Here is a 13,071-nt window from a genome sequence, read left to right on the forward strand (position 1 = left end):
GCGAACTGCACTGAAAAGTGATGACAGGGCCTTGCTGAGCGTGATTGAGATGATCGATCTGAAGAAAACGACGCATGAGATGATAAAGAATGGGACGTGGAAGTACGAGGGAGGAGTGTTCTGGCAAGCTTTGCCTCAGGGCATAGTTGGTTACGATGGAGACTTCATAGTTCCCGAGAATCTCTCACGAAGAGAGAGGAAGGAGGTCATGGAAAAGATAAGGTTTATCCTTGGGCTTGATACAGATTTAGATTCCTTTTACTCCGAGATAAGCGACTCAAAGTTCGCGTTTTTGATTGAGGAATTTTATGGCTTGACGATTCCTGGGGCTCCAAGCTTGTATCAGGCGATCGTTGAGGTTATAGCCCAGCAGCAGATAAGCTTTGAGTTCGCGCAGAAGGCAATCTACAACCTGGTGAGGCTAGTTGGGAGGAAAATTGGTGATCTCTATTTATTTCCAGAACCCCAGGACATCCTTTCCTTGGGAGATAAAATCAGGGAGGCAAAGCTTGGTTACAGAGCTAACTACATCCTTTCCGTAACTCGGGAGTTCATTAAGGGAAATTTGAGGCTTGATCTATGGGAGTTGAATGAAGAGGAGGCAATAAGATACCTAACGAAGTTCAAGGGCATTGGAAAGTGGAGTGCGGAGCTGTTCCTAATGTACGGGCTTAGAAAGAACGTTTATCCGGCTGGAGATTTAGGTCTGAGAAGGGGAATAGCCAAGATATTTGGGCTGAGGGTGAAGGATGTGAAAGAGAAGGACGTTAGGGAGATTATAGAGCCCTATGGGAAGTGGAAGTCTCTTCTGGCGTTCTACATATTATGCTATGATAGAAAAACCCAGGGGGTGAGAAAATGAGGATTAGCGAGTTTCAAGAGATGATCAAGGAGATTTACTATCACAAGGATAAGAAGAGAGGGGTTGAGAGAACGTTCTTCTGGTTCGTTGAGGAGGTTGGGGAATTAGCTGAAGCATTAAGAAAGAACGATAGGGAGGCCTTGGAAGAGGAATTTGCCGATGTTTTGGCTTGGCTTGCGAGTTTAGCTAACCTAGTGGGAATAGATTTGGAGGAAGCTGCGAAGAAGAAGTATCCTGGGGTGTGTCCATATTGTGGGAAAAAGCCTTGCGAGTGTCCGGAGGATTTATTATAGCATTCCTCTTCCTCACTAAACATCCCTTTCTTTTGATCCTAGCAACATCTATATTGGGCTTTCTAGCCGGGCTCAGGTTATTCAAGGGGCTTGATCCTTGGGAAGTTCTGCTTTTGAGCCCTGGGATTGGCTTCGTTATAGTAATTCTGGTTGGGCTAGTTTTTGGCAGGATGAGAGTTCCTTTTTCCGCTATCTGGCCGACTATGGCTGTTCTTTCGATTGTCTTAAGTTTAAACGCGGATATAAGGCTTAAACTTGAGAAGTTTGACGGTGCAGTTCTTCTGGCATCGATCTTCCTCTCGTTCTTGGTTAGAGGCTTTTATTTCCTTCTTCCAGACTATAGAGCCGCTGATACATGGTTTCATGGCTCGAAAGTCAAAATGATATTGCTTTTCAATACCCCCTATTTTTCTTCTTCACTTGTTCCTGAATACTTCAGCAAGACAATTTCGAATTATCCCCCGGGCTATCATGTTCTCGTTGCTTTCTATACTGGTGGGGTTAGTAGGGAGATTATATATGCTATGAATGCCTTGAGGCTTTTTGAAATAGCGTACCTTCCGGTTGCTACCTATTTGGTTGGTAAGAAGATAAAGCGAGAGATTGGGTTAATAGCAGCTCCCCTTGTTGCCGTTTCTGCCCTCTATTTCTACTTTGTCCAATATGCTTTGTTGCCAGCCTTTTTCAATTATCTTCTTTTTCTGTTTTCCGCGTTTGTCTTATTTGAAATCAGGGAGAATAAATTGAGCCCAGCAATACTTGGAATTTTTGGTGGGATCATGGGGGTTGTTCACCCTTATCAGTACATAATCTTTCAGATAATGACACTTCTTGTCTTGAAGGATCTTAAGAAGTTCTCATATCAATTGGCGACGAGCCTAGTACTAATGGTAATTTTTATGCCTCACCCTCAGAGATATGCCGAGGGAATGATTAAGGTCAACAGCTACTATCCAAACAAGGATAACCCCGAGTTCCTTAAACACATACTGAAATATACCTTTGTGTCAAATGGTCAAGTCATCCTTGGTCTTGCATTTTTACTTGGTCTCCTTGTCTACAGACCAATCTCAGGAACTTTTGTTGCTATCCTACTTATAATCCTCAACAAAATATTCTTTAGGCTTCATGTTCCGATAGTATCTGCCATATGGAACTCGGAGAGGGCATTTATGCTTGCCACACCTCTAGTACCGATAATAAGTGCCCAGGGGTTCTACCTGATAATAAGGCGATGGAAGTCCTTTGGGGTGTTTCTTTTAATCACAGGGGTTACACTCGCCTTTCCACATGTGAGAATGGAGCACCTCGCGAGTGAGTCCTCCTACTTGTTAGACGATGAAACCGTGAATTTCATTCTGAAAGTTCACAAAATCGTTGGAGATCACGAAGTGTTGACGGCATGTGATTTCGACTCGGGAAGATGGATACCGATACTGACCAATACTCCCATAAAGTGCTATGAGGGAGGAGTTGACAATGCAACCTACATATACGTTGATAGCAGAGGTGCGGGGGAGCTTAGGGCGTATCCACTAGATGTCACCCGGCTCTACTCTAAATATGGAATACTTGAATTTTACAATGGCCTCTGGTTGTTGTCCCGGGTAAATAAGACCTCTAGCAGGATCATGGAGAAGGTGTGCTCATATTACCTAGCATTGGGGGAGATAAGTTGGCTGAACTCAACGAAGTATTTTGTCCATGGCTTTATAGTAAAGAACTATGCCACCCAAAAGCTAAGGCTTATGGGGTACCCTTACGCTGTCTCGGTATCAAGGAATTCAACGATACTGTTCTGTACAAGGGACTACATTAAAATGCTTGAGATGAAAGTTGCAATAGGAAAAGGGCGTGAGAAAGCCAATATCTACGTTGACGACAAGCTGGCTCTAACGACTAAACTCTCAGAAAGGCCCAAGATTCTGAGAATTCCAGTAGATCTTACTCCAGGTCTTCACTATATAAGGATATCATGCAATTGCTCATACCTAAATCCCCTAGGAGTTGAATACGTGAGGCTTGAAGGTGGTTGAAGTGAGAAAGGAGATAACCCTCATACTCGTGGTTGCAGTATATTTCCTCCTAAGGGTGCCACTCCTCTTTCACTTCTATGGATCTTTTGACTACGATGAGGGGACTTACCTAATGATAGGAAAAGAATTTGCGGAGGGAACTATGCCGTATAGGGACATATTCACAGTTCATCCGCCCCTTTACTACATTCTCCTAGCTTTGTGGTTTAAGGTATTTCCTATAACGTACGTCTGGGGAAGAGTGCTATCATTGTTCCTTGGCCTTGTTTCGGTCATATTGGCCTATAAAATAGGTGAGGCCTTGGGAGGAAGGGGGATTCTTGTGACATTAATTCCCGCTTTGGATCTTCAGACGATATTCCTTAACTCTTTGGCATTACATGAGACTCTCCTTGAGCTCTTTGTTTTCTTGAGTGTATATCTCTATGTTAAGGGAAAGCCAAAGCTCTCTGCTTTTGTTCTTGGAATAGGAACCTCAGTCAAGCACACGTTCTTGCCTTTTGCGGCTGCAATGCTGATGAGTATGATTGTGAATGTGAGGGTTAAAAGGAGCATCTTCAAGGCATTGGTAGAGGCGTATCTAGCGTACATTCTCATTATCACGCCAGTGGCAATCCTGTATCCCTATAGGCTAACTAAAGGCATATTCCCAGTACCTGGGTTCTCTTCAATTGAGATTATAGGAGCGAAGTACGGATTACTTACCTTCCTGCTTCTGTTGACGTATTTCACGCTTAAGGAGAAGGCCGTTGAATTCGACGCTTCCCGTGACTTATACAAGCCATTTTCTCTGCTCTCGTATGCTATAATTGGGAAGGCGATAGTTGAACTGCCATTTTTCATATTATGTGGCAATGAGTATGTGAGAGATGTCTACTTGGCAAATAAAGGAAGAGGAATACTTTTTATGGGCCTACCCTCAGCGTTGGCTGATGTTATCTCGAATATAAGAGGATCAAATTTTGAAATGCTGTATCCCTACACTTTTCTGTTCTTTCTGCTACTCCTCTACGTAGCTGTGGGGGAGAAAATGGTGGGGGATTTAGCTAAGACACTGTTTTTTGGTACCCTATTTTATGTCTTAGCCCCAATGCCTGGGGCTCCTCGCTTTGTATATCCTCTAATTCTCTTGGCAATGATGGCGCTTTCAACTTCGCTGAGAGACCCAAAAAAAGTTACTCCTTTCTTGGTAATATCTTTAATATTCTCAGCCACACTGCCCCAGGGAAAGCTTCCAGTAGCATTCCTTAACCATGAAGAAATTCTTTGGGAGCTAGAGGTTGAGGGCAATGCTTATTCCTTCAATCCAATGATAACCTTCATTTATGGCATTCGGGAGCCCCCTTACTATATTGACAACTTTGGCCTTCTATACTTAAGAAAGCTTGATCCCGGGGATTTCATGAAGATGCTTGGGAACGTGTCAACGATAATAGTTGACACATGGCTCTATTCGATGCTTAAAAAACCAGGGTTGGGAGAAAAGTACAGGGAAATCCTGGACATTCTCCACACTAATTACACTCTCACCTATGCCCATTCTTATTCAGACGGTGAAGTTGTTGAAGTTTATAAAAAGGGTAGCATTAAATCGTTGAATATAGGAACAGAGAGGGGCCGTTTAGTGCTGTTTTACAATGGGGATAAAATTGTAGAGTTAAGTTTTCATAAGAATCCGATTTCACTAAAGGTGGTGGCAAGTGGCAACGATTACGCAGTAGTTCAGGATAACACTTCAGTAGGAATTAGCTTAATGGATTCTAGCCTTGTCATTCATGCCCGGGAGGCTATATTGAAAGTTCCAGGGAACTTTACGATCCTTAACAGTACCGTATTTTTTGGAAAATACAAGATATTCGTTGGGGGGGAAATAGATGCCAAAAATGGATATATTGAAGTCAAAGGGAGAGAGGGAAAGATAATAATAAAGATCAGCACTATCCCTTAGTTTCCTCGCTTGTGATATTTAATATGCCCTCCTTTACATTGGACATAACATTTCCTGCTGTTCTGTTAGCTATAGAAGCCTCACTATGGGTATAAGTTGCTACATAGCCAACGACTATAAATATTATTACTATTGTAATTCCCAATAGTATTAGATATTCAATAGAACCCTGTGACCTCCTCACTAGATTCACCTTTAAAAGTTTTATTATAAATTTAAAAAGGGTTTAATAAGGAGAAATGTCTTCACTCTTTGGTTGCGTTACTAATTGCCTTGCTTATAGCACTCTGAATAAGCTGTCCTGCCTGGCTTACTGTATTGTTTGCCTGCGCTCCAGCAGTTTCACCAGTACTCCTTAGGTACTTAATCACTACTGCAACTATAATCAACGCAGCTGCAATCATGAAGAGGTATTCTATTGCACCTTGGGCCCTCCTCATGCCTTCCACCCCCTAAATATCCTTTCTATTAACTATTTTCATCGAAGCCTATATATACATTAACCCTCAATTCTGCTTATGATATAAACCATTTTTGTGGGTGTTGAAATATGCTCGTTATACTACACTCAGAGGGCGCAAATGTTAGAGAATCAATAAAAAACTTAAATAATTTGGCTCAAAGAAAGTTCCCACCACGTGGAAAAGTCACAACTTCAAAAATAAAGATATCAATGGGTGCTTTTCTTTCAATATCGATAATGGCGGTTTTTGACTTGGGGGAGCCCTATAAGCCTGGAATAATAGTGGACTACGCGGTCTCTGGGAATAAAGAGAAGGCTATAGAGGAACTTCAGGAAAAGCTAAACTCCAAGATAACCCCTGACATGGAAATTAAGGATTTCTCCTTAGAGACGTACACAACTCCAGTGACCAGAAGAACCTACGCCGTTGCAATCGTCCTTTATAACAGGCCGGTTAAGAGTAATTTCGAAGAGTTAAAATTGCAGAATAGGAGGAAAATCCTTGCGAAGTTACTTGAGCTGGTGAATTTTAACCCAAAGGCATTAAATATCTCAGAGCTTGCTAGGATGTTTGGTGTTTCTAGGGATACAATTTACAACGACATCCAGCAGATACTAAAAGGGCAGAAAAGCTGAAGTTTTTAAGCCCCCATCACATTCTTTTACTGGGATGGAAGATGACGCTCAAGGTAAGATTTCCAAAAGATATTCGCGAGTACGCGAGAAATGAGAAGGTTAAAGAATCATTCATCAAGCTCACTGAAACGGCTTTAGCACAGGCCATTGAGAATTTTCATAGGAGGATGATAGTTCTCCAAGGTGAAACTTTAGAGAAGGCTAAACTTGCTGGAATTCTTGCCGGAGGCGTCGCTCGAGTTCTCTCCGAGTACATTCCAGAATTCCTCGAAAGGAAGCTTAGGGATACCGACAGGGTAGAGGTTCTGTACGCTACAGATGCCCTAGGCGAGGAAACGTACGGGAGAAAAAGATTTGAAGAATTTAGGAAGCATTTCTCTGTTCTTGCCCCGAATGCGGAATTAACATCGGTGACCTTTAAGTACAGTAGGGATATCCTGGGGAGGACTTTTGATGTCCTGATAATTGACCTTAGCTATGACTACTCGCCGAACGACCTGGGGAGAATCATCGAAACGGTTAGGGGTGGCGGGATAATCTTCGTTCTCACGAACCCATTTGAGAAGTGGAAGGACATGTGGACTGGATTTCACAAGAGTTTGGTTACCCCCCCGTACACGATAGAGGACGTGAAGAAGAGGTTTAACAGGAGGCTAATCAGAAAGTTCGCGGAACACAGGGGAATATACATAATAAACGCCGACAAGAAAAAGGTTGAAAGGAAGCCCAGGAAGTACAAGAGCCAAGCAAAGCTCCCGGAGAGGGAGAAAATTGAGATCCCAAAGGATACGAGGTTCCCCAGGGAGCTGTACGAGCTGTGCCTAACCAGAGGCCAAGTCGAAGTCCTGAAGGCCCTCGAGAGTCTAATAGAAGACGAGGGAATGATAGTCCTAACTGCTGATAGGGGAAGAGGTAAGAGTGTCTCCGTTGGAATAGCTGCCGTTGGGCTCGCCGTTACAAGCAAGAAGAAGAGGTTTAGGATAGTTGTTACAGCCCCAGAAATAGAGAACGTTCAGAGCCTGTTCAGGTTCGCGAAGAAGAGCTTGGAAGTGTTGGGTTACAAGACTAAGACCGTGAAAGAGAACGGCCTGATAAAAGAGCTGTACGCTAGGGGAATAGCCTTGAGGTACTATCCCCCAACGAAAGGATTCAAGCAGAAGGCCGACCTTTACATAGTTGATGAAGCAGCGGGAATTCACGTTCCAATTCTGCACAGGTACCTCGAAAAGGATAGAGTAGTGTTCTCCTCAACTATACATGGTTATGAGGGAGCTGGAAGAGGATTCTCAGTTAAGTTCCTCAAGAAGGCCAAGGAGAAGAGGGAGTACAAGGAAGTTCACCTCTCAGTTCCAATAAGGTATGGGGAGGGAGATCCAATAGAGAAGTGGCTGTTTGACGTTTTATTACTTGACGCTGAGCCCGTTGAGCTAACCGAGGAGGATTATGAGCTAATAAGGAAGATGGAAGTTTACTTGGAGGAGCCTGATCTAGATGACTGGTTCGAGAACGACAGAGAAGATCTGAGGCACTTCGTTGGGATCTATGTTTTAGCCCACTACAGGAACAGGCCAAGTGATGTAGCTTTGTTGGCCGATGCTCCTCATCATGAAGCAAGGGTTCTAAGGTTGAAAAATGGGAAAATCGTTACTGCAATCCAGATAGCCAAGGAGGGAGGAATTCCAAAGGCGGTAATAGATAAGATGGCTAAAGGCTACAAGCCTCCCGGCAATATAATCCCAGATATGATGGTTAAGCACCACTATGCAAAGGAGTTTGCAAAGCTTAGGGGCTACAGGGTTGTAAGGATAGCAACGCACCCAGATGCAATGGATCTAGGCTTAGGGAGCAAGGCCCTTGAGTTACTCGTTAAGGAAGCTGAGGAGAAAGGCCTTGACTGGGTTGGCTCAGGCTTCGGTGCGAGTCCCGAGCTAATAAGATTCTGGGTGAGGAATGGTTTCGCTGTAGTTCACCTAAGCCCAACAAGAAACCCCGTGAGCGGTGAGTATACTGCAATAGTCATAAAGCCGATAAGCGAGAGGGCCAAGGAGATCGTTAAGAAGGCCAATGACGAGTTCAGGCTAAGGCTCACGGAATGGTTAGGCGATACCCACAGAGATCTTGAGCCTGAGATAGCGAGGTGGCTCTTTGAAACGCCCTTCGGCGAGGCCGTCAGCTACCCAATATACCTCACTAAGACCCAGAAGAGAAGGCTTGAGATGTTCATAAAGAGGGTTTTAACGTACGATACTGTGGTGGATGCAGTTAAACCTCTCGTTAAGATGTACTTCCTCGACGGCTGGATGAGGCCATACCTCGATGAGAGGCAAATAGTTCTCTTAATTCACAGGGTTCTCCAAGCTCATGATTGGAAGGAAACTGCTAAGTTGATAAACAGGACCGAACTTTATACAATGATAGAGCTTAGGGACATAGTTAGGGGGTTGTGGTACTACTATAAACATATAATCAAGGAAGAAAACGATATAAGCTGATGGAATATTTATCCAAATCGTGAAGAAAGTAAACCTCTCACTCCTCCTACTCTCGATAGTCTCCATAATAGTTGCCTTATCGCTCGGCTCAGTTAAGATTCCGCTTAGGGAAGTTTTTTCATCTTTAAATCCCTCAACGATTTCCCTTTACAGGAGGGGAAACCTTTCAGGCCCAGAATTTATAGTCCTTGGAATTAGGTTGCCGAGAGTTTTGCTGGCGTACCTCGTTGGATTCTCGCTTGCCCTATCCGGAACAGCGACTCAAGCCCTCTTCAAGAACCCCCTCGCGGATCCCTATATCTTAGGGATAAGTGGGGGAGCATCGATAGGGGCGGCGTTGGCTTTAGTTTACGCTCCAAGGTACACTGAGGTTGCGGCATTCCTAGGTGCGATCCTTGCCGTTTACACAGTGTACTCAATATCGAAGGTCAATGGACATATTCCGGTCGATATCCTTCTACTGGCGGGGATAGCGGTGGGGTTCTTCTCCAATGCGGTAACCTCCTACATCCTCTATATGAACAAGGATAAGGTGCACCAGGGCTTACTGTGGCTCTTCGGGACTTTTGCGCTTGCAACGTGGAAGAAAGTTGGGGTAATGTCAGGAGTCACAATGATAGGAGCTATCTTCCTGTTCTTAAGCTGGAGGGAGCTAAATCTCCTTCTCTTAGGGGAGGAAAGCATAGCCTTGGGCTTGGATATTAATCTATACAGAAAGATGATAATATTTGCAGTTTCGATAATGACGGGAGTTGCCGTTGCTGAGAGCGGAATAATTGGATTCGTGGGGCTCGTAAGCCCGCACGTAATGAGACTCATAGTTGGGCCGAATCATAAGAGATTGCTTCCTACGGCCGCCATGTTTGGGGGCATTCTAATGGTTCTCTCTGACTTGATATCCAGAACTGTAGCAGCTCCTGTTGAAATTCCAATAGGGATAGTTACCGCTCTTTTCGGAGCCCCGTTCTTTGCCTACCTCCTGATGAGGAAGAAAAGGGGTGAGTTGTATGCCTGACCTTCATGTTCACATATCATTTTCATATGGGAGAAGGAAGATCTTAGATGATGTTAAATTCAATGCGAAAAAAGGTGAGTTGCTGGCGATAATAGGCCCTAACGGATCGGGGAAGTCCACCCTACTTAAGTGCATAGCTGGGATACTGAAGCCGGAGGGTGAGATAAAGTACGGAAACATAGACCTAATTAGCTTGAGGCCAAAGGAAAGAGCTAAGATAGTTTCCTACGTTCCTCAGAGCTCTTTTCCCGAATTTGCCTTTACCGTTGGAGAGTTTGTTGAGCTTGGAACCTATGCGAGTGGGGGAGACGTCGAAGAGGCTTTGAGAAGTGTTGGACTTTTGGAAAAGAAAAATGAATTGATAACTAACCTTAGCGGTGGCGAGTACCAGTTGGCCTTAATAGCGAGGGCCTTAGCCCAGGGCAGTGATGTCATGTTGCTGGATGAGCCAACGAGCCACCTTGACATAAACCATGCAAAGGAGGTTATTGACCTTCTGCTCAAGCTTAAAGAGGGGAAGATTATAGTGGCCGTCCTCCATGATCTTAATATAGCCCTTAACTATGCAGATAAGATACTCGTTCTCAAGTACGGCAGGGTTCTTTGGCAAGGTTCTTCCAGTGAGATCCCGGAAAAGGTGATATGGGAGAGCTACAATGTAATGCCCAAAGTTATCAAGGCCAATGGGATAAAGGCAGTAATACCTTAATGTTATTAAGCCTCAAGACTACTTTAAACCATGAGGTTCTTCGTAAGCGGAATGCCCGGAGTTGGAAAGACGACATTGGCCAAGAGGATAGCGGATGAAATAAGGCGAGAGGGCTACAAAGTTGGAGGAATAATAACTCAGGAAATAAGGAGTGGTTCGAAAAGGGTAGGCTTTAAGGTGATAGCTATAGACACTGGCGAGATCGGTAGGCTAGCGTACGTTGGTTACGGACAGCCAAGGCTTGGTAAGTACGTGATAGACGTTGAAGGGTTTGAGAGGGTTGCGATTCCAGCGATATCAAGAGCTCTAAGAGAGGCTAACTTAATTGTAATAGATGAGATAGGACCAATGGAGTTCAAGAGCAATGAATTCCTGAAGGCACTTGGCCTAGTGCTCAAGAGTGAAAAGCCCCTACTAGCTACGGTTCACAGAAGATTAGTCGACAGGTACAGGCCTCTAGGGGAGTACTACTGGTTGACCCCGGAGAATAGAAACGAAGTTTTCGCGGAGATCCTAGGGAAGATTAAGAGGGGACTGAAAAATGAGAACCCAGGTGATAAAGCCAAGGATTAGGGAAATCCTTTCCAAAGAACTTCCTCCTGGGCTTGTGAAGTTGCTCCCAAAGAGGTGGGTCAAGATAGGGGATGTTATATTACTTCCACTTAGACCGGAGCTTGAGCCCTACAAGTGTAGGATAGCTCGAGTGTACGCTGAGGTCATTGGGGCAAAGGCCGTCTTGAGGAAGGGCCACATACACGGGGAAACGAGAAAACCAGATTACGAACTACTTTATGGACAGGACACAATAACGGTTCACGTTGAGAACGGGATTAAGTATAAGCTCGATGTTGCCAGGATAATGTTCTCTCCTGCGAACGTCAAAGAGAGGGTTAGAATGGCGAGCATTGCCAAGCCTGACGAGTTAGTTGTCGACATGTTCGCCGGTATAGGACACTTAAGCCTCCCAATAGCCGTTCACTGTAAGGCTAGGGTAATAGCGATAGAAAAAGACCCTTACACCTTCAAGTTCTTGGTCGAAAACATTCACCTTAACAAAGTTCAAGACAGGATGACGGCTTACAACATGGACAACAGAGACTTCCCTGGGGAGAATATAGCCGATAGAATACTTATGGGATACGTTGTTAAAACCCACGAATTCATCCCCAAGGCCCTTGAAATAGCCAAGGACGAGGCAATAATTCACTATCACAACACCGTTCCCGAAAAGTTAATGCCAAGGGAGCCCTTTGAAACTTTCAGAAGAATGGCTAAGGAACATGGATATGAAGTTGAAAAGTTAAATGAACTCAGAATAAAGAGGTACGCCCCAGGAGTCTGGCACGTCGTCTTGGATTTGAGAGTATACAAGACCTGAGGGGGTTAACATGGTAACATTCCTGACCGTGGGCGAGAAGCCCAACAGGGATGGGGTAATGTACGTGGCAAGGCTCCTTAGAAGGGAAGGCTTAGTAGATGATTATGTAATAACGGAGAACCCCAGGGAAGACAGGATTTACGTTGTTGGTGATCATTCCGGAACTTACAGTATCCTCCAGATCCTAAAACCGCGCTCTGTATTAAGCATAGATGCCCACACTGATTTGATGCAGGATTATTTTGATCATGCTTCATGGCTTGCCTACGCACTTAAGGATAAGATAGTTGAGAGGGCTAGCGTTATAGGGGCAGTTTTAATGATTCCTACCACTGAAAGAACAAAGCTATGGACGAAGAACGTTAAAATATTCCCAGCTCTCCCAAGAACCAGGAGAGTGAGAGGAAGGTGGAGGAGATACATGAACCTAGAGCAGCATAGACTTGAGGTTATAGATGAAGCTAGGAGATTCCTTGGTGACGAGATTTATCTCACGATAGACCTAGATGTGTTGAGGCCAGAATACAGGATAGCTAGGTTCCAGCATGGAGAGTTAACACTAAAGGAACTGATGAAGATCGTGGAGGCTATATTTGAGAAATTTAATGTCGTTGCAGCTGACATTGCAGAGGTTAGCGATAGGGTGGCGAGATCAAAGCTTGGTAGAAGAGCAGTAATAGAGGTGTTCTCTTTAATCAGGGAGGTGATGGGATGATTACGGATGAAGAAATCAGGAAGGTCATAGCACCTTTACTACTTTCAGGTGCAAAGATGCTTGACAAACACTGTCCTAAGTGCGGTTCTCCCCTTTTCGAAAAAGATGGCAGGGTATTCTGCCCAGTTTGTGAGTATAGGGAAAAGAGGGTGAAGAAGGAGCTTAAGGGGATCGAGGAGGTTCTAATGGAAAAGTTTAAAGAGCTAGCGAATTCAATGCCTACGGAAGTTGAAAAACTTAAGCCTCACCTTGAGGCTATGGAGAAGCTACTAACAATAATTGAGAGGTATAAAAAGCTGGAGGGAGGAAAATGAAGCACTTAAGGATACTAAAAGTCCTTGAAAGTGGTGAGAAGAGTGAAGAAGAAATAGCCAAAGTGACTGGACTCTCAAGACTTGAAACGAGAAGATTTCTCCTTAGGCTTGCTGAACAAGGAAAAGTTGAGAGCTTCCAGAGAGAGGGCCAAATTTTCTGGAAGATAAGGGAGAAGAGGCCAGAAGAAGAGGAATTTAAGTACCTCTAGG

Annotated in this window: 15 protein-coding genes; 13 read left to right on the forward strand and 2 right to left on the reverse strand. The window is 44.3% G+C overall.

Annotated features, from left to right (window positions below; genetic code table 11):
• Window positions 1-49: 49 nt before the first annotated feature.
• Genes P8X24_RS05675 through P8X24_RS05690 form a run of 4 tightly spaced genes read left to right on the forward strand, consistent with a single transcriptional unit; the run spans window position 50 to window position 5,139 of the window.
• Window positions 50-862 (forward strand): DNA-3-methyladenine glycosylase family protein, encoded by an 813-nt coding sequence (locus tag P8X24_RS05675; protein ID WP_372914473.1) that lies wholly within the window; start codon window positions 50-52, stop codon window positions 860-862.
• The gene (locus P8X24_RS05680; RefSeq protein WP_068321014.1) at window positions 859-1,155 is read left to right on the forward strand and encodes a MazG nucleotide pyrophosphohydrolase domain-containing protein; all 297 of its coding nucleotides are present in this window, start codon (window positions 859-861) and stop codon (window positions 1,153-1,155) included. The genes P8X24_RS05675 and P8X24_RS05680 overlap by 4 nt, the downstream gene beginning before the upstream one ends.
• Entirely contained in the window at window positions 1,113-3,191 is a 2,079-nt protein-coding gene (locus tag P8X24_RS05685) for a hypothetical protein (protein ID WP_372914474.1), read from the forward strand. The genes P8X24_RS05680 and P8X24_RS05685 overlap by 43 nt, the downstream gene beginning before the upstream one ends.
• Window position 3,192: 1 nt before the next feature.
• Window positions 3,193-5,139 (forward strand): ArnT family glycosyltransferase, encoded by a 1,947-nt coding sequence (locus tag P8X24_RS05690; RefSeq protein WP_372914475.1) that lies wholly within the window; start codon window positions 3,193-3,195, stop codon window positions 5,137-5,139.
• Here P8X24_RS05690 and P8X24_RS05695 read toward each other — a convergent pair.
• Window positions 5,129-5,332 carry a hypothetical protein gene (locus P8X24_RS05695; RefSeq protein ID WP_227805319.1) on the reverse strand — a complete coding sequence of 68 codons (204 nt, stop codon included), beginning with the start codon at window positions 5,330-5,332 and terminating at the stop codon, window positions 5,129-5,131. The two genes, P8X24_RS05690 and P8X24_RS05695, sit on opposite strands and share 11 nt — an antisense overlap.
• Before the next feature lie 52 nt (window positions 5,333-5,384).
• A complete protein-coding gene (locus P8X24_RS05700; RefSeq protein WP_372841955.1) occupies window positions 5,385-5,579 on the reverse strand; it encodes a class III signal peptide-containing protein in 195 nt (64 codons plus the stop codon).
• 110 nt (window positions 5,580-5,689) lie between these two features.
• Here P8X24_RS05700 and P8X24_RS05705 point away from each other — a divergent pair, with 110 nt between their 5' ends.
• From P8X24_RS05705 to P8X24_RS05745, 9 genes are read left to right on the forward strand one after another with little or no spacing between them, the layout of a single operon-like run.
• Window positions 5,690-6,238: a helix-turn-helix domain-containing protein gene (locus tag P8X24_RS05705; RefSeq protein WP_372914476.1), complete on the forward strand. Its 549-nt coding sequence runs from the start codon at window positions 5,690-5,692 to the stop codon at window positions 6,236-6,238.
• Window positions 6,239-6,279: 41 nt separating this feature from the next.
• Window positions 6,280-8,730, forward strand: coding sequence for a tRNA(Met) cytidine acetyltransferase TmcA (locus P8X24_RS05710; protein ID WP_372914477.1), 2,451 nt, complete (start codon window positions 6,280-6,282; stop codon window positions 8,728-8,730).
• Between the two features lie 19 nt (window positions 8,731-8,749).
• Window positions 8,750-9,745 carry a FecCD family ABC transporter permease gene (locus P8X24_RS05715; RefSeq protein ID WP_372914478.1) on the forward strand — a complete coding sequence of 332 codons (996 nt, stop codon included), beginning with the start codon at window positions 8,750-8,752 and terminating at the stop codon, window positions 9,743-9,745.
• Window positions 9,738-10,454: an ABC transporter ATP-binding protein gene (locus tag P8X24_RS05720; RefSeq protein ID WP_372914479.1), complete on the forward strand. Its 717-nt coding sequence runs from the start codon at window positions 9,738-9,740 to the stop codon at window positions 10,452-10,454. The genes P8X24_RS05715 and P8X24_RS05720 overlap by 8 nt, the downstream gene beginning before the upstream one ends.
• A 30-nt stretch (window positions 10,455-10,484) precedes the next feature.
• Window positions 10,485-11,027 carry an NTPase gene (locus P8X24_RS05725; RefSeq protein WP_372914480.1) on the forward strand — a complete coding sequence of 181 codons (543 nt, stop codon included), beginning with the start codon at window positions 10,485-10,487 and terminating at the stop codon, window positions 11,025-11,027.
• A complete protein-coding gene (taw2, locus tag P8X24_RS05730) occupies window positions 10,996-11,832 on the forward strand; it encodes a tRNA(Phe) (4-demethylwyosine(37)-C(7)) aminocarboxypropyltransferase Taw2 (protein WP_372914481.1) in 837 nt (278 codons plus the stop codon). Before P8X24_RS05725 ends, taw2 begins: the two co-directional genes overlap by 32 nt.
• Before the next feature lie 10 nt (window positions 11,833-11,842).
• A complete protein-coding gene (locus P8X24_RS05735; RefSeq protein ID WP_372914482.1) occupies window positions 11,843-12,547 on the forward strand; it encodes an arginase family protein in 705 nt (234 codons plus the stop codon).
• Entirely contained in the window at window positions 12,544-12,861 is a 318-nt protein-coding gene (locus P8X24_RS05740; RefSeq protein ID WP_372914483.1) for an Sjogren's syndrome/scleroderma autoantigen 1 family protein, read from the forward strand. The genes P8X24_RS05735 and P8X24_RS05740 overlap by 4 nt, the downstream gene beginning before the upstream one ends.
• On the forward strand, window positions 12,858-13,070 hold the full coding sequence (locus tag P8X24_RS05745) for an ArsR family transcriptional regulator (protein WP_372914484.1): 213 nt from the start codon (window positions 12,858-12,860) through the stop codon (window positions 13,068-13,070). Before P8X24_RS05740 ends, P8X24_RS05745 begins: the two co-directional genes overlap by 4 nt.
• Window position 13,071 lies beyond the last annotated feature (1 nt).

This window comes from Pyrococcus kukulkanii (genome assembly GCF_041647995.1).
In the GTDB taxonomy this organism is placed as follows: Archaea; Methanobacteriota_B; Thermococci; order Thermococcales; family Thermococcaceae; genus Pyrococcus.